This is a genomic window from Ignavibacteriota bacterium, from assembly GCA_016713565.1.
GTDB lineage: Bacteria > Bacteroidota > Ignavibacteria > Ignavibacteriales > Melioribacteraceae.
The window spans coordinates 608,934-626,324 of record JADJOX010000008.1 but is presented as its reverse complement, the minus strand read 5'-3'; the positions used below and the strand labels follow the sequence as shown (position 1 = coordinate 626,324).

13 protein-coding genes are annotated in these 17,391 nt (G+C 33.2%); 3 read left to right on the top strand and 10 right to left on the bottom strand.

All coding sequences use genetic code 11. The features are described from left to right. The 4 genes from IPK06_17400 to IPK06_17385 all read right to left on the bottom strand — a co-directional run bounded on the left by IPK06_17400 (window position 1) and on the right by IPK06_17385 (window position 4,324). Window positions 1-1,260, bottom strand: a complete 1,260-nt coding sequence (locus tag IPK06_17400; protein MBK7981747.1) for a DUF5103 domain-containing protein — start codon at window positions 1,258-1,260, stop codon at window positions 1-3. 95 nt (window positions 1,261-1,355) lie between these two features. Beyond that, a complete protein-coding gene (locus tag IPK06_17395) occupies window positions 1,356-2,564 on the bottom strand; it encodes a hypothetical protein (GenBank protein MBK7981746.1) in 1,209 nt (402 codons plus the stop codon). Between the two features lie 22 nt (window positions 2,565-2,586). Further along, entirely contained in the window at window positions 2,587-3,282 is a 696-nt protein-coding gene (locus IPK06_17390; GenBank protein ID MBK7981745.1) for an SUMF1/EgtB/PvdO family nonheme iron enzyme, read from the bottom strand. A gap of 124 nt (window positions 3,283-3,406) precedes the next feature. Beyond that, window positions 3,407-4,324, bottom strand: a complete 918-nt coding sequence (locus tag IPK06_17385; GenBank protein ID MBK7981744.1) for a DUF4097 family beta strand repeat protein — start codon at window positions 4,322-4,324, stop codon at window positions 3,407-3,409. Window positions 4,325-4,429: 105 nt separating this feature from the next. Between IPK06_17385 and crcB the strand changes: the two genes are divergently transcribed. From crcB to IPK06_17370, 3 genes are read left to right on the top strand one after another with little or no spacing between them, the layout of a single operon-like run. Beyond that, entirely contained in the window at window positions 4,430-4,795 is a 366-nt protein-coding gene (gene crcB, locus IPK06_17380) for a fluoride efflux transporter CrcB (GenBank protein ID MBK7981743.1), read from the top strand. An 8-nt stretch (window positions 4,796-4,803) separates the two neighbouring features. Further along, a complete protein-coding gene (locus tag IPK06_17375) occupies window positions 4,804-5,148 on the top strand; it encodes a DUF190 domain-containing protein (protein MBK7981742.1) in 345 nt (114 codons plus the stop codon). 25 nt (window positions 5,149-5,173) lie between these two features. Continuing rightward, entirely contained in the window at window positions 5,174-6,040 is an 867-nt protein-coding gene (locus IPK06_17370) for an alpha/beta hydrolase (GenBank protein ID MBK7981741.1), read from the top strand. Between the two features lie 58 nt (window positions 6,041-6,098). Here the strand turns inward: IPK06_17370 and IPK06_17365 are convergent, their stop codons facing one another. The 6 genes from IPK06_17365 to IPK06_17340 all read right to left on the bottom strand — a co-directional run bounded on the left by IPK06_17365 (window position 6,099) and on the right by IPK06_17340 (window position 17,259). Further along, window positions 6,099-7,976, bottom strand: a complete 1,878-nt coding sequence (locus IPK06_17365) for a Na+:solute symporter (protein MBK7981740.1) — start codon at window positions 7,974-7,976, stop codon at window positions 6,099-6,101. Between the two features lie 57 nt (window positions 7,977-8,033). Next, window positions 8,034-9,836: a discoidin domain-containing protein gene (locus IPK06_17360; GenBank protein ID MBK7981739.1), complete on the bottom strand. Its 1,803-nt coding sequence runs from the start codon at window positions 9,834-9,836 to the stop codon at window positions 8,034-8,036. Window positions 9,837-9,893: 57 nt separating this feature from the next. Beyond that, the gene (locus IPK06_17355) at window positions 9,894-10,334 is read right to left on the bottom strand and encodes a T9SS type A sorting domain-containing protein (protein MBK7981738.1); all 441 of its coding nucleotides are present in this window, start codon (window positions 10,332-10,334) and stop codon (window positions 9,894-9,896) included. A 2,099-nt stretch (window positions 10,335-12,433) separates the two neighbouring features. Then, window positions 12,434-13,660 (bottom strand): T9SS type A sorting domain-containing protein, encoded by a 1,227-nt coding sequence (locus IPK06_17350; protein ID MBK7981737.1) that lies wholly within the window; start codon window positions 13,658-13,660, stop codon window positions 12,434-12,436. A 45-nt stretch (window positions 13,661-13,705) separates the two neighbouring features. Next, a complete protein-coding gene (locus IPK06_17345) occupies window positions 13,706-16,045 on the bottom strand; it encodes a T9SS type A sorting domain-containing protein (GenBank protein MBK7981736.1) in 2,340 nt (779 codons plus the stop codon). 20 nt (window positions 16,046-16,065) lie between these two features. Next, window positions 16,066-17,259 (bottom strand): ROK family transcriptional regulator, encoded by a 1,194-nt coding sequence (locus IPK06_17340; protein ID MBK7981735.1) that lies wholly within the window; start codon window positions 17,257-17,259, stop codon window positions 16,066-16,068. Window positions 17,260-17,391: the final 132 nt, after the last annotated feature.

The following is a 17,391-nucleotide window of genomic DNA, read 5'->3' as shown; positions in this document are numbered from 1 at the left end:
TTATCTCAATATTTGCTCAAAACCTATGATCTGATCGTATTCACCTAAAAGCGGTGATTGATAGTACAAAAATATGGAATATTTATTATTTGTTTCCCAAAAATTTCCTTCAAAAACTATCCAATCGATATTTTTTACAATTTCACCCTCAATATTTCCTGAAACATATTGATAATCATAAGTCCCTCGTTTAAGTTCTAAAGCAATTTTATAATTATTTCCATCGTAATTCATTTTGTACCATGGCTGAACTTCCCAATTGGTAAATGATCCTACGATAAAAATATCTTCATTTACTGGGTTTGCCGGACTAAATTCAAAAGTGGTTACTAAATATTCCGCGTATTGATTATTTTTCTGAATTAAATTGAAACCTCCATTTAAATCCCTCTTGCCGAAATCATAAAACCGAGAATATTCAATTCCATCAAAGTGCGCGCGTGTTTTCGGATATTGATACTTATTATGATCTATCAAATCTATTTGTCTATATTCATTGCCGGGTTCCAAATCAAGAGTGCTAAAAGTAAAATTCCGTGAACCGTCCCATTCAAAATTTTTATTTTGCTGAAACGAACTTTTATCGATCTTTTGCGGATAATTAATTTCATAATTTTTAATAATATTCACATAATCAATTCTAAAAGGATCAAGTGAATCGGGAATTGAAAATGAAGTCTTTAAATTTAAGACTCTGTCGTATTCCGTATTAGACGAAATTTTTCCTTCCCTTCTCCAATTCTGAACGTCAATTTTAAGTTTAACAATATCTTCCACAATAAAAAATCTTCCGAACTCGTAGACCATTTCTTCATCGTATGAATCTGTTATATAAAATTTCCAATTGCCGCTTACATTAAATTGTACGTCATTATTTGGAAACGATTCGCTTACAAAGTAGCTCGCGCCATTAGTGGTAGAAGGAAGTCTTTCGGTGCTAATATTATAAATTGCGTTGTCTCTAGTTCCTTGTACCAAAAGATTGTCATAAGGCTCCCAATTTTTATCGCACGCTTTAAAGTGAATTGCAAATGATGGATTTTCATCAGATTCAGCTTCAAAATAAATATTTAACTTATCATTGCTTCCAAGTTTATAAACCGGCAGTGAATTAACATTTTTGTTAACATAATATTGAAGACTTTTAACTTTTGTTTCTGAGGCAAATGAACTTAATGAGAATATTATTAAAATAATTGAAGTAAAAATTTTGTGCGAAAAAAGATTTTTAACCGAATACACAAGATTTAATTTTGTCATTTAGCATTAAAGATTATGAATAATTAATAGTTAAAAATAGCAAATTTTAAGCGGTAAACAATGGAAAGGATTTTGACCTTAAATATATTACATAGTTACCAAGAGGCATCAATTAACCCGTAATGACGGCCAAACCAGTAATTTCTGATCATTGCCGAAGCAATGCCTTCTTCTTCGGATTCGACCATTTTAAAATTATTTCCGGTCGGTATTTTATAAGTATTCTTTGTTCTTTGAAAACCCTGCATATCTTTAATCGCATTTTCATATTTTGAATTTATTATATTTTCTCCGGTCAAGATTTGATAAACCATGATAAACCAAATATCATCTTCAAAACTGAAATCATAATTTTTCCAGCTGTACCAATTACGATTTAAGTTCATTTTATATTTTATCAATAAATTTGGATCGTCTTCATAACGCATTAGCATATATAATGATCTTGCCGCATGATAATCATCGCCCTTGTTCTGCCATTCTTCCGGCCAAATTATTTTAGATAATATTTGATGATCATCGTATTTATATTTTTCGATAAGAAGCTTATAGGCATTGTTAAATTTTTCTTTTTTTGTCATTACGTACGCGACCTTCAATCCGGCGAGCATTTCTAATGAATTTAGAGCCTGTCGCGGAAAATCCGGACAAAAATTTCCCCACAATGTCATTTTCCCGTCGAGATCTGTAAGTTTGAAATTATTATCTATTACCCTGCTTACGAATCTATCAATTAAGCCTTGTGCTTTTATTTTATAATTGTCGTCGGCGCAAAATTCCCAATAGGTTCCAACGCCATAAAAAATTGAAACAAACTTATCCGAACTTAAATCCCCTAACCATCTATAACCGGGAAGTGAAGTCGACCAATGCCATTCATGATACCACATTACTTCTTCATGCCAAAGCGGTTTATCGGTTTTATTGAAACTTCGCGCAACCAAACCGGGAACTCCAGTAACGTTTTCGAGTTTTAATATTCCTTCAAATATTTGATTCGCGATTTTTCTGTCATTTTCATTCTTCGTTAAAAAATATTTATGCGAATAAGCCGCGAGCATTTCGGAAGTCGGGTCAAGACAGTCAGCCTGCGGACCGATCAGAGGTTTATCTAAACCTGCAGGAGGAAAAATTACGCGCTGCATAATTGTTCCTTCATTCCAATGATTACCTAAAATTAATTTATTGTATTTATCAACTCTAACAAACAGTGGATCTTCAGGCGAAGGAAAATCATTTACTTTTTGCGGAAAAATATTTTCTATAAAAATAAATACTATTACAAGAATTGTTTTGAAGTTCATTTTACTCTAAAGTTTGTAAAATTTATTTAATGTCTTTAACACATCTAAATCCGACAAAGTATTTACTAATTTTATCAGGAAGCAAATAATATCTTTGCGATGTGCGCATAAATGAAAAATTGTTAAAATTCGAACCGCCTCTCATTACTTTGTATTTTTCGCCGTACTCTTCCATTGGAATAATATTTCCGGAATATGGCTTATACCAATCGGAAGTCCATTCCCAAACACTGCCGGACATATCGTAACAGCCGTATGGACTTTGCGGTTTTGCGATTGCGCTGCCCCGTTCATCTTTATGATCCCATGCTACAAAAGTTTCGTCAAACGAATTTCCCCATGGAAACATTCTGCCGTCAGTTCCTCTTGCCGCTTTTTCCCATTCTTTTTCTGTCGGCAATCTTTTGCCAATTGATTTTGCGTAAGCGTCTGCCATAAACCAATTCACAACAGCGGGACTATTTTCCAAACCCTTCGGAAATTTAAATGTAGAATCAAATTCCGCAAATTCCGCGTTGCTCACTTCATATATGTCAATAAAAAATGCTTCTGTAAATTCAATGTGCCGGGGTTTTTCATCAGGATCGCCAATTTCGCTTCCCATTACAAAATTGCCGCCAGGAACAAGAACCATTTTTTGCGGAGGCGAATTATTTTCGGAATTCTGCGCGGTTAGTAAAGTTGAAAATAATAGTAAAAAAAGTACACTTACCTTCAAATGAAGTTTTTTCCTTTTGTAATGTTTTTACTAAAGTTAATATTTTTTTTGGAAAGTGGGTAATTATTATTTAAAATAAAAAATGCCGCAAATTACGCGGCATCATTTTGTTTACTTAAAAAATTTATTTCTGTGTAATTCTAATATCACCACCGGATGTTCTGCAGACTAATTTTTTTCCACCCTTATTAAAATTACCTTCTATCTTGGATTTGGTAATAGTTGAATTGTTAATATTTTGAAAATTGTTGTAAATTCTTCCGCCCGATGTTTTAATTTCCGCATTGGCGTTTAAGTTACTCGGAATGTTAACGTCAATATCACCGCCGGAAGTTGAAAGACTTATATCCGCGTCTTTACCCGAATAATCCAATGAAATATCTCCGCCTGATGTTTTTGCTTCAATTTCCCCTTCGGATGATTTTATTACAACATCGCCGCCGGAAGTCGCGGCATAAACATTGCCGAAAGTCTTGGTTATTTCTATATCACCGCCGGAAGTTTCAGTTTTAGTATTTCCGGTAAATTCATTTACAACAACGTCTCCTCCGGATGTTGTTGCGTTGATTTTACCTTTAGAATTTTCGATAAAAATATCACCGCCCGATGTTTTAAATTCAAAATTTCCCTCAACAACTTTAGCCATCATATCACCGCCGGAAGTCTTAAGGTCTAAATTAAATTTCTTCGGGACTTTTATTTCATATTTCAGTTCAATTTTATTGAACCAGCCGAAAATTTTTCCGCCTTCTTTTTCACCAATAACTTCAACGGTATTTTCATTTTGGTTAAAACTAAATTCCATTTTGGATTCCGCGTTTTTATTTCCATAGATTTGAATTTCTACTTCATTTTTATCCCATGATTTAATAATTATATCGCCTAAATCGGTTTTAACTTTTAGGTTCTGTCCAATATTCACTTTATAATTTTTCTGCTGGATCAACTCAAGTTCTTTTGTATCCATTTTTTTTGCAGATAAAATATTTAAAAACATGATAAATAATAAAAGAATAAATTTAATTGAAATTTTAGCTTTCATAACATCTCCGTTAAGTAAATTTTCTTCAAATAATTAGACTGATAACACGCTAAAAAGTTAGTATATTTAAAAAAATAATTTTGATAAGATCATACAATTTATTTTATGAAATTTCTTTTTGTATTTATTGGCGCCGGAATTGGTGGAAGTTTAAGATATTTAGTATCAGATTTGGTTTCAAAATATTTCCCAATTTATTTTCCATTCGGAACTCTAATCGTAAATTTTTTAGGAAGCCTTCTTATTGGATTTTTTATATTCGGTTTAGATGATAAGGAACTTTTATCCAATAGTTTAAAGCTTCTGCTAACTGTAGGGTTTTGCGGAGGGTTTACAACATTTTCTACTTTTTCGTTTGAAACATTTAATCTTTTAAGAAATTCCCAATATCTATTTGCCGCGTTAAATATATTTTTGAGTGTAGCTGTTACAATTCTAGGAATTTATTTCGCTTACATAATATCTAAATAAAGGTTTATATGAATTATTTAAAAGGACAATTATTAAGAATATTTATCGGGGAAAATGATAAAATTGGTCCTATTCCCGTTTATGAAAAAATTGTTGTTTCGGCAAAACAAGCAAACCTTGCGGGAAGCACCGTTTACAAAGGTATAATGGGATTTGGGAAAAACAGCAAAATTCATACAAGCAAGGTTTTAAGACTTTCTGAAGATTTACCGCTGGTAATTGAAATTGTAGATTCAGAAGAAAATATTCAAAAGTTTCTTCCAATTATTGATGATATTTTAGAAAAATCAAACTCGGGCGGACTCATTACTGTTGAACAAGCAAATATTATAAGGCATTTTTCTTCTAAATAATTTGATTAAATAAAATGAGCGAACTATGAAATTCAGAAAACTAATTCAACTTGCCGCGCTATTATTTTTTTCCTCAACTCAATTTCTATTTCCACAGGATACAACAAAGTACAGAAATTTTGAAATAGGTGAAATAAGAGAAGTGAAATCAAAAATCAATAATGTTGAGTATGAATTGATTATAAACTATCCTTATTCATATTATGAGGATACAACAAAATACTTTCCTGTAATTTATTTTACGGATGGATTCTATGATTTTCCACTGTTATTCAGTATTTACGGCGGCTTATATTATGATAAAAGAATTCCGGAATTTTTCATAGTTAGTTTTTCATACAAAGGTAATGTTGACTATGGCAGTTTAAGAATGCATGATTATCTGCCTTCAACATTCGGTGAAGCGAATGTCGGCGGAGGCGCTTCCGAATTTTTAAATGTTGTAGAAAAAGATTTTATTCCTTATATGGAAAATAATTTTAGAATTAAGAAAACGTGGCGAGCATTAGGAGGAAGTTCTGCTGGAGGAGTTTTCGCGTTGTTTACTATGTTTACAAATCCTAAGTTGTTCAACGCTTATATTGCAATTAGTCCGGCTGTGGAATTAAACAATGACTGGATGTTTAATTTTGAAAATGAATTTTTCAAAAAGAATAAAGAGCTAAACGTTTCGCTATTCATGACGGGAGCTGAAAAGGAATTACCCGAAAGACCAAATTTTATAAAATCAATAGTTAAATTTGATGAAGTGTTAAAAAGCAGAAATTATGAAAATTTTATGTATAAATTCCGGATGCTGGATGATGCTTATCATGCTGGTTCAAAAGCGGAAGGATTTACAAGAGGCTTTCAATATATTTTCGAACCGCTGCTTAATCCGAAGAAAAATTAGCGAAAATAAAAAGGCAATAAGCAAATTGAATTAGTTTCAAAGTGCTTACTGCCAAAATTTATTTTAAGTTACGGAATATAATAACCGCGCTTACTAATGCTAAAACTCCATAAATTAAAAAGTTTGTCCAAAACCCAAACAGCAAACTGCCGAGTCCGAATAAAAATGAATAAATTAAAACTACGCCCGCAATCCAATTGACAAAGGCCTTACCAAAATTCATATCGCTTTTTACATCACTTAATTTTGACGCGATATTTTTCCACCCAATGCCGCCTGGGAAAGTTCTTTTATAAAATTCAACTAACTTTTTCTCGTCCACTGGTTTTGTTATATAAGTAACTATCAGCCAAACAATTGTTGTTCCGAAAACAATCGGGTAAAGAGTTATTGGCGATTCCAAACCATAGCCATATTTTGCTATTGGATAAATTATCAACGGTGCCAGCATAGCTGAAATTTCTGACCATGCGTTTATTCTCCACCAATACCAGCGTAAAATAAGCACCGCACCCATTCCCGCACTTGCATTTATTATAAATTCCCATGCGCCGGAAATGGAAGAAAGAAAATACTTAGTAACAATAAGAGAAAAAACCGTCATTAAAATTATTCCAAATCTAGAAACTTTTATATAATGTTTTTCATCAGCAGTTTGTTTGATAAATCTTCTGTAAAAATCATTGATTAAATATGAAGTTCCCCAGTTTAATTGCGAAGCAATAGTCGACATATACGCTGCTAAGAATACGGCTATCAGCATTCCCAATAACCCCGATGGTAAATATTTAAGCATTAATTTCGGATACAGTAAACCCGGATCGACAGTGTTTTCATATTTTTCATAATACGTTTTAAATTCGGCATTATTCACAACATCTTTTTCTTCAGCGGATAAATTTACTTTTGAATGAACTTTTTCGGCACTTTGATAATAGCTCATATTTTCTTTTTTAAGATCATCAACCGTGCTTCTTGGCAGCAAAACTAAAGAAGCTAACGCAACAATTATCCAAGGCCATGGACGCACCGTGTAATGTGCAATTGTAAACCAAAGAGTTGCAAGTACGCTGTTTTTTTCATCTTTTGCAGACATCATTCTTTGGGCAATATAACCTCCGCCGCCGGGATCAGCGCCGGGATACCAACTGCTCCACCATTGAAGCGCAACGTGTGCAAAAAAAGCACCGACTGAAATTGCAAAAATTCCATTTGCCGCATCCCCTAATCCAATACTGCCAATTGAGGGGAAAAATTCCAATGTAGATTTGGGCAAACTATTTTTTAAATTTTCAAGACTACCGATTTCAGGTTCTTGGACAATTATTACGGCAAGTACTATGCAGCCAATCATAGCAAAAACAAATTGGAAACTATCGGTTCTAGCTGTTCCCAATAATCCCGATGCAGTTGAATAAACCGCAATTATTAAAGCCGTAATTACTACAAGTGTAAATGGATCAAAATTAGGAATAACAACCGAAAATATTTTTTCCATTGCTTTATTTACCCAGCCCATCACAATCGCATTCATAAATAAGCCGAGATAAATTGCTCTAAATCCTCTTAGCCAAGCGGCGGATTTTCCGGAGTATCTTAGTTCTACAAATTCAACATCGGTTAAAATATTTGCTCTTCGCCATAGTTTTGCAAAAAAGAAAACGGTGAGCATTCCGCCAATAGCAAGATTCCACCAAAGCCAGTTTCCCGCAATTCCGTTTTTAGCGACAAGTTCGGTAACCGCCAAAGGAGTATCGGCAGCGAATGTTGTTGCAACCATTGCGGTTCCCGCAATATACCACGGCATATTTCTTCCGGAAAGAAAAAATTCGCCTGTATCTTTTCCGCCCTTTTTGGAATAATAAATTGCAATTCCAAAAACAATAACGAAAAATGATATAATTACAAGAATATCAATCCAGTTTAAAGCACCCATAATTTTTTCCCGAATATATTAGAATTTTAAAAGTATTATAAGATATAATGTTAAAAACTATTTCAAAACTACCATTTTTTTTACATCTATAAAATTACTTGTTTGTAGTCTGTAAAAATAAATTCCGCTTGAATAAAAACTTTTCGAATTAATATTTAATTCTATTGAATAATTTCCAGGATTTTGTTTTTCGTTAACCAATGTTTCAATTTCTCTGCCTAGAATATCAAAGACGATTATTTTTACCGGAATTTCATTATCCCAACCAATAGAACTGATCGAATAATTTATTGTGGTAATAGGATTAAATGGATTCGGGTAATTTTGATAAAGGTAATAATTATACGGCAATTTTTCACTTACAGATGAAATATTATTTTCACCGTATATTTCAAATTCTTTTAATTCATATCCCATTTCCGGCAGATTTTTCTGTGTACAAAGTAATCTTAAATATCGTGAACTTCCTGTTAAATTATCGATATCTTCATTTCCGCCGGCACCATTTGATTGTGTAAAAATAGTGCTTACCAATCCTTTATCGTTGATTGTCTGCAGCTGATAACCAACGGCAAATATTCTTCCCCAAGTTAATTTCACTTTTTTGAGATTTATAATTTTATTAAAATCTACATAAAGCCAAGGAGTTGCTTCGTTTTTACTTTTCCAAAATGTTGTTGTATCACCATCGTTTGCGTACTCTACGGGAAAATTTTTTGCGGCGGAAGACGATTTAATGTTATTGTCCAACGATCTATTAATTTGTTCAGCCGGAAGAACTTGAACCATTATTTCTTTGTAATCTAAAGTATCACCCGCTGCGGTAAGAATAAATTTTGAGGTAATTTTTGGTACTACAGTTTTATTACCATTCGCTTCAACCGCGGTATTATCAAGAAATACTGAAGAACCGGAAGCAGTTGACCAATATATTTTTGCGGAATCTGACGCATCCAATTCTAACATTCTTGGTTTCACATAAAATGATTTTATTTTCCCCGGCTGATCGTATACTAAATTTATCATTATGGTATCAGCGCGATCTTCACCTTTTGCTATTAATGTAAATGTTTTCGATTCACTTAAGTTTACCATAATAGAATCGATTTCATTTACAGCACTTCCATTTAAAGTCACTTCAGAACCTATAGTAGTTTCCCAAAAAAGTCTGCACGGCTCACCTTTGTTAAAATTCATTTTATCCGACTTAAAAAATCTAATTATTCCTGCTGGACTATTTAAAATCGCATCTTTAGCAATTTCTGCCATAATAAAATATCCGTCTGCGTTTGGATGTACGCCGTCGGGGAATAAATTTGCGCTGTCAAGCAGAGGTGTATTAAAATCAATTAAATCAGTTTTTGACTCAAATCTAACAGAGTCAATTATTGGTATTATTATTTTAACTATTGAATCTCTAATACCCCATTCAGTATGAAATACAGGACACGGATAAGAAATAAATATCTGAGGTTTAACATTACTTTTTCTAAACTCAGCAATAAAATCTAAGTAGTCTTTATAAAATTCATTGGCATATTTCCAATTCTGCGGTTTAGTATCATTCGTTCCCAATTTAATAATTATTATTTGGGGATTATAATCTTTAGCTTCCTGAAAAGTATATTCATTCCAATATGGAAAATCACTTTTACGTAGCAATGCCCTTCCCGAAATTCCAAAATTTTTAACTTCGTAATGCGGTCCCAATAATTTTCCCAATTGCTGAGGATATGATTTATCGCCGAGTCCGCCCCAAGTAATGCTATTTCCAACGCAGGCAACTCTTATCGGTTCATGCTGTGAAAATAATTTAGCGCTTAAAACAATAAATAAAATAAATGAAATTTTTCCTTTCATCATTTCCCGCCTAAATAAATAAAAAAGGGCAAATTATTCATTCGCCCTTAGTAACTTTTATTTCATTAAGATCATTTTTTTTGTACTAATAAAATTTTCTGTTTCAAGTTTATACATATAAACACCCGAAGCCAGTTTACTTGCATCAAATGTTACTGTATAATTACCCGCAGTTTGATTTTCACTAATTAAATTTTCAACTTCACTTCCTAAAATATTATATATTTTTAGTGAAACAAATCCTTGTTTTGATATTGAATAGTTAATCTGAGTGACCGGATTAAACGGGTTGGGATAATTTTGTTCTAAATTAAATTTTGCGGTCAGCATTTTGCCATCTTCAACTCCAACAACATTTTTATCTCCATACCAAGTATATGACCAAGCAGAAACATTTGCATACGAATCATCGTTATTAAGCGGAGATAAAGAAAGCATTCCTTCTCTTGATCCGGTAGCATCAGCATCATTAAGAGTAATATCAAGAGGAATTTTCATTCCAACTTTCGGAGTAAATAGCTGATCTCCAGCGATTGTTGTAAATAAAGTCCAAGGAATTTTTGCCTCTACAACATAACCGCTTGGAAAAACTCTTTCATCCCAATAATAATTTTCACCTGGAAGAATTAAAGAATCAAGCCACGGTCGTCCGCACAGCAATCTATATCTATCAAACATTAACCTATAATCAGGTTCATCATCACGCTGATATGAAGCGTGAGGAACTCCGGTCTGATTATAAAGTCCTATGAAGAGATCCGGAATATCATTTTCCCATTCGCCAATTGTTCTATCTACGGATACTAAATCATCCGTAACGTTAAAAGCTACGAATAAATTTTCCGCATCGGCTGCTAAATAAACATCAGCCGACAAGTCTGATTCATTATCAATTACATAATTTGTAGCAATATGTCCTGAACCATCAGTTGGATTTAACTTAAAAGGCTTGATTCCGTTCCATTCATCTAAACTTCCGTCAGCGGCAAAATTAATGGGAACTATGTGACTAATGACCGAAATACCTTTTGCTAAGTTAGTGATAGCACCTGAAAGACCGGGAGCGCTTTGATTTCCTGAATTATCGATGCAAACAACGGCATAATAATTTGTAACATCTTGATCAACTAATGGAAATTTTAATGCGTGTTCGGTAGCTTGAACACCTTCTGAAATGCCAAATTGAACTACTTCAACGCCTTCAGCCGTTAGATCAGATAATGGAGAAGTACTTGAAAAAACTCTATAGATCTCTTGTTTTTCTCCTGGAACATCTTCCCAGGCTATAATATTTACATAATCTCCGCCCGAAAAAACTTCAATTTGAGGTGCGGCTGGAGCTATTATATCTAATTCATATTGGCCGGTCCAAATATTATCAAAATACACAACTTTACCCTCAACATTTTGTCCATTTCCTTCAACTCTAAACTGTATTACACGATTTGAATCAACCGATCCTGGCAAATGATCTGAATCCCATGAACCGAATCCTTCAAATGCTGTAAGCGGAATTTTTATTAATTGCCAATCCCCGGTAAAACCGCCAATTGATGCTTCTTCCAAAAAATAAACACTTTGGTACATTCTGTCCGGACCATCATCACCATCAGCATCATCATCAGCAAATGCCAGCCAAAGATCACCAAAACCTGTAGGTGCTTTTATGGCAATTTGGAAAGTATCCGTATTCATTAATTCGCCTAATTTATGTGGTTTATCAAGTTGAAACCAAATTCCATCCCAACCCGCGCCATCAGCATCAGGCCCGCAAGTCCATTTAATTGAACCTGTATTTGCATTATCAAAATCTGCTTCGTTGGTAATTTCGGCATTGCCGGTCCAGCCGACGGAAAATGAAACATTATTCGGATTAACTTTACCATTGTATAGAACGAGAGGTGTTGCTCTGCTTCCGGTCAATTTCATATTATCTAAATAAATTATTCCATCATCTTGATGATTAGCACTGTCGGTATTTATTTCTAGATAAAAACCTCTAATAAAATCCCAATCAAGTTTATTATTGTGATGTCTGCTGCCCTGCATATTAAAACCTGCCATCCAATCTTCTGAAGTAGGCGCCAGCGGATTACCGACTGTTTTCAAAGGGATATTCAATGTTTGCCATCCGGGGGTATTATCTTCCAATACACCATGGATTTGGTGTCGCCAAAGTTCAACATTTGCCTGATCGGCATCATACGTCGATGAAACGGGATTATCTCTTAAAATTAAAGCAATATAACAATTTCCGTTTGTAGCCGGTTTCTCTACATAATATGATAACTGCAAAGTATCATAAGTTGACATATCAATAAATTCGCCAGGTCCCAAAGCCCGGGCAATACTAATTCCTCCGCCCCAATCTTCGGCTTTCATAACCCACTCCAATTTAAGTGAAGCGTCCCCTTCAATTTTATTATCGGTAACATAAGTTCTGGTAAGCGAATTACCGTCATTCATCCATTCGTCATACCAAGTTGTCCAGCCACCATCAAAATCTTCAACCATCTGTGCTGAAACGCTTTGATAAAGCAGAATGAGAATTAAGAAAAAAGCATTTTTCATATATTGCCTCCAGTTGTTCATTACGTTTATTTTACTATAACGCATTTTTTTGTTATTGTTGTGTTATTTATGTGAAATTGATAATAATATATCCCAGAGGTTAGAAATGAACTTTCCAATATGAAAGTATGCTCGCCTGAACTTAAATATCCGAACTCATAGCCTTTTACTAATTCACCGACCGAATTAATAATATCAATTTTAACATTTCCGCTTTGCGGAATATAAAAGTTTACTCTTGAAGAAGAATTAAATGGATTAGGATAATTTTGATCTAAAATAATATCTGGTTTCTTAATTTTCGATTGTTCTATCGAAGTAACAACGCTGAATGGAGAATAACAAACTCCAAGTTCATGCAGATTTGAATTCACTCCAAAAATTGAAAGCGTCCATGATGAACCTGTTTTTGAATTACCTAAAAATAAATCCCATCCGCCTTTTGTGCCTAAACGATTGCTTGAAAAGAAAACATATTGAGAATCAACCGGAAATGAATCAGAATCATCAGCAGTTTCTGAATTAAAACCTAGTGAATATGATGTTCCGTTATAATCTGCCAGATAAAGTTCATCAGCATTATTCGAGGCAGAAAATCCTCTGGTAAAAATATACGTTGAATCATCTTTAACCATTGGATAATAACTATGAACGCCATTTGTATTTTCAATTACTTTTTTATCGCTTCCGTCAATATTCACAGAATAAATATGCGTATCGTCCCCTTCTCCCGAAGAATAAATTATTTTCTTGCCGTCCGCAGTTGGATACGGCATTGATTCTTCAACGGACCATCCATCGTTTGTAACTTTTTTACTTGTTAAAGTTTGTGTATTTAGTATCCTTAAATCACCGTCGCTTTTGTAACAAATATTAATCCCGTCTTTAAAAAATTTCGGATCTTGATCTAAAACGCTGTTTGGAGTAAGGTTTATTACTACTTCAGGATTGGTAAAATCGTATAAATAAATATTCCAACTGTTAGATGATCTTTTGTTCTTGGGAACTGCCATAAAAACTATTTTCGTTCCATCCGGAGAAAAATGCGCGTTGCACGTATGTTCAATTTCCGTCCATTGCTTACTCAATTCAGTAAGTTTTTTTGTCGAAAACTCATATAAAAAAAGTTTACCGTCCCAATTCTCCCAAGCGCTGTATCTATGGAAAACCAGACTTCCAGTTGTTATGGGGAATGAAATTTGTGATTTTAAATTTAATACCAGCAAAAAAAATATTATTACGGTTCTAAACATTTATTTAGTGATTTAAGTTAAAATTTAATCGAATATTTTTTTCTATTATTGTAATAAAACCATTTTTATAGTTTGCAAATAATTATCACATTTCAGTTGAATGAAATAAACACCGCTGCTTAATAAATATTCATCACTGTTAAAATGAATGCTATGATTTCCTTCAAGTTCAATTTTATTAACCAAAATAATTGATGAACGGCCTAAAACGTCATAAATTTTTAATTGAACATTACTTTTAGATGGAAGAAAATATGAGATTGTTGTAAATGAATTAAAAGGGTTTGGATAATTTTGCCGTAAATAAAAATTATTAGGTTTAGAATGGTTTTCAGAAACACCAAGCGGAATATAAAAAGCTTCTCGTTTAATATTTTCAAACAAATTTAAAATTTCAATATCGGTTAAAGCTTTGCTGAATATTTGAACCTGGTCAATTTTTCCTTTGAAATAAGAAGGGGTTCCGGTCGTTCCGCTTTTACCAAGCATTGCCGTTTGTCCGGTTTTTAACATGCCCGTTAAATTGTGCGTATCCTTCAGAATTCCATTTAAATATATTTTGGCGTTCGAACCGTTATAAACGCCTGTAACATTTATCCATTCATTTTTTGTTAACGCCGAGCCTGGTATTCCGGGTCTTTCAGCTGAAACCGAAGTGCTGACTTTAAACCTAAGTTCGTTATTATTTTTATCTTCATACAAAACGTATTGGTCAGATTCCGAGTCGAACAACGGGCCAAAATTAGCGGTCATTTCATTTGGTAAATACTCCAATTTTGTCCAAACTGAAATTGTTACTTCTGAACCATTAATATCAAATGTAGGTGAGGCTGAAAACTGAACAAAATCATCTACACCATCAAATTCCAATCCATTTCCTAAAATTCCGTTTGAAATTTTAACACCATTTTTTACGTTTCCATTATTTTCATTACCGGAATTATCAAAAATAATTGAATCATTATCATTTGGTTCAAACGAATCCAATGTATATGCAGCAACTAAATTTTTTGTTTTTGTTTCATTGCGTAAAGTGGTTATCAAATTAACAATTGTGTTTGGATTTGAAGCATTATCGGAAATATTATTAATATTCAATTCGTATAATGAATCTGTCAATCCTTGTGTATTAAGAATTATAGTTTTTAAATCTTTGCTTAATTCAGCTCCAAGTACTTCAATATTATTTATTGAAAAATTTGATGCGTTCTCAGCTGATTCTTTTTTTATAGGCTCGCTAAATTCCAAATAGATTTTTGAAGTATCTATGTTTGAAGTACAATAAAGCAATCGCGGTTTAGTTATATCAAAATCCGTCTTTGCATAAATTTCATTGCTAAAATTTTGACTTTCAATTCCGGCATTATTCACTGCTTTTATTTTGTAATAAAAAGTTTTATTTTCAATTAAAGTTTGATCTTCAAAATTAGAAATTGTATCAACCTGCGTTAAATATTTTTCCGAATCTGAAGTTTCGCTTCTAAAAATTTTATATCCCATAATTCCGCTTTGTTCATCCGTTGCCGGCTGCCATGAAAATTTAATCGATGTTTCAATAACTTCTGCATTATTTAATACTACGTCTGATGGCGGAGTTGTATCACCAATTGCAATTAATGTTTTGGGAAAATCAGTAGTGATGGCATCGACGCCTAAACCTATTAGGCTTTTCATAACATCTGATGAGTTTATGGTCCAACTGTTGAAGCTGATATTTTTTTCGTGCGCATAGTTAAGAATAAATGAGGTTGGTGTTCCGTCACTTCCGATCCATTCACCGCCGATCGCATCAATTTGATCTAAATATGAAGTCGATGCTGTAGCAAAAAGCTGGACTTGAATAGTTGAATCAAGACTTTTTACTTCTGTCAATTGGTAAAAATTAAAACTAGAAATTATGACTTTACTTTGCATTTCGAAATCTTGAATCATTTTTACAACTTTGGAAACGGCTTTACTGTTTGATGTTTTTATTTCGGCTACAATGCCGATTTTATTTTCACTTTCTTTCGCGGTTTTCAATGCTTCGGAAAAAGTAGGAATTTTCTCACCGACAAATTCACTTCCGAACCACGAGCCCGCGTCAAATTCGCGTAATTGATGATAAGTAAAACTTGAAAGCAAACCTGAGCCGTTTGTTGTCCTGTTAATTGTATCATCATGCATTATCATCAACGAATCATCGCTTGAAAGTTGAATATCAAGCTCAATATAATCGGCTTTAACTTCAATTGCTTTCTGCCAAGCTGACCGCGTATTTTCAGGCGCCATTGAAGCTCCGCCTCTATGAGCAATAACTATTGTTCCGGCAAAGTTTAAAGTTGATGATAAAATTAACCAAAGCACAAAATAGATAAAATTAATTTTCATTTTTCCAATGCTCATAGATTCACAAGTATTTATTATCAAATAGTAATTTTATAATCATCAAAAACTTCTTTAATAACTAATGCCGCTGCCCCAAGCAAATTAGGAAGCAGAGTTAAAGATGTCGGCAAAATCGGAACCGGTTCAGATTTTCCGTAAAACATCATTTTTTTCACAACTTTATTTATTTCGGGAAATATTATATCCCATGCTTGAATAATTCCACCGCCGATAATAATCAACTGAGGATCGATTATCTTTATAATATTTGAAATACCCAAACCTAAATAATGACCCGTTTGTTTAAGTGTTTCAACAGATTTTTTTTCTCCATTTTCAGATAGTTTAATTATATCGTCTAATTTCAAATTAACTGAATCCGGTATTTTTTTTTTCGATTCTAAAAATCTTTTTATTGTTGATTTATCAGACGCATAACTTTCCCAACATCCATTATTACCGCAAATACATTTTTCTCCATCGCCGAAAAGCATCATATGTCCTACTTCTCCGGCGGCATGGAATTCGCCATCCAGAATTTTATTGTCAACAACTATTCCGGAGCCAATTCCTGTTCCAACTTGAAGAAAAAGAAAATTTGAAAGATTTATCTTATAAGAACCAAACCATAACTCAGCTAAAGCAGCGCTTTTTGCGTCATTATTAACAACTAAAATTTCAACATCCGGCCATAATTTTTTTATACTCTTCCCAATGTTAAATTCAATCCAGCCCAAATTGGAAGCAAAATTTACAATTTGACTTTTTGCATCCACAATTCCGGCTATGCTGAATCCTATTCCCTTTAGTTTTAGAATTTTATTTTTTTTACAAAGTTTATTTAAACTTTGTTTACATATTTTAAGTAAGTCTTCGCCTTGTGTTTTATCAATTTCTACAAAACTCGAGTCAATAACGGTTCCATCAATATCTGTAACGGCAAATCGTAAAATGGAAGTTTCAATGGCGACCGCGCCGATAAAATATTTGCCCAATTTCAGAAAAAGATCAAAGGGATTTCTACCAACATTTGGATCTGATGTTTTTTGTTCAACTATAATTTCTTCATCCAGCAATTCGGAAACAACGCTCGAAACTGTACTTTTATTAAGCTTGGTTATTTTAGAAATTTTAACTCGAGAAATCGGCTGCTGAGTTCGTATTATATTTAAAATCATTGAACGGTTTATGCTTCTTAATAATTTTGCATTTCCGCCAATTACATTTTTCATAAAGTTTGATATTTAGTTTGTTGTTCATACCAACTAATTCAAATTAGCTAAAATATCCGTTTATGTCAAGACGCAATTCAAAATTAAATTTTTTATAATATGACTGAATAAATAAATTTAATTAAGAATTTA

What these genes read in the sequence shown, in the direction of transcription:
- IPK06_17400 (MBK7981747.1), bottom strand. Translation starts at nt 1,260, where the DNA reads ATGACAAAATTAAATCTTGTGTATTCGGTTAAAAATCTTTTTTCGCAC.
- IPK06_17395 (MBK7981746.1), bottom strand. Translation starts at nt 2,564, where the DNA reads ATGAACTTCAAAACAATTCTTGTAATAGTATTTATTTTTATAGAAAAT.
- IPK06_17385 (MBK7981744.1), bottom strand. Translation starts at nt 4,324, where the DNA reads ATGAAAGCTAAAATTTCAATTAAATTTATTCTTTTATTATTTATCATG.
- crcB (MBK7981743.1), top strand. Translation starts at nt 4,430, where the DNA reads ATGAAATTTCTTTTTGTATTTATTGGCGCCGGAATTGGTGGAAGTTTA.
- IPK06_17375 (MBK7981742.1), top strand. Translation starts at nt 4,804, where the DNA reads ATGAATTATTTAAAAGGACAATTATTAAGAATATTTATCGGGGAAAAT.
- IPK06_17370 (MBK7981741.1), top strand. Translation starts at nt 5,174, where the DNA reads ATGAAATTCAGAAAACTAATTCAACTTGCCGCGCTATTATTTTTTTCC.
- IPK06_17365 (MBK7981740.1), bottom strand. Translation starts at nt 7,976, where the DNA reads ATGGGTGCTTTAAACTGGATTGATATTCTTGTAATTATATCATTTTTC.
- IPK06_17360 (MBK7981739.1), bottom strand. Translation starts at nt 9,836, where the DNA reads ATGAAAGGAAAAATTTCATTTATTTTATTTATTGTTTTAAGCGCTAAA.
- IPK06_17355 (MBK7981738.1), bottom strand. Translation starts at nt 10,334, where the DNA reads ATGAAAATTCCTCTTGATATTACTCTTAATGATGCTGATGCTACCGGA.
- IPK06_17350 (MBK7981737.1), bottom strand. Translation starts at nt 13,660, where the DNA reads ATGTTTAGAACCGTAATAATATTTTTTTTGCTGGTATTAAATTTAAAA.
- IPK06_17345 (MBK7981736.1), bottom strand. Translation starts at nt 16,045, where the DNA reads ATGAGCATTGGAAAAATGAAAATTAATTTTATCTATTTTGTGCTTTGG.
- IPK06_17340 (MBK7981735.1), bottom strand. Translation starts at nt 17,259, where the DNA reads ATGAAAAATGTAATTGGCGGAAATGCAAAATTATTAAGAAGCATAAAC.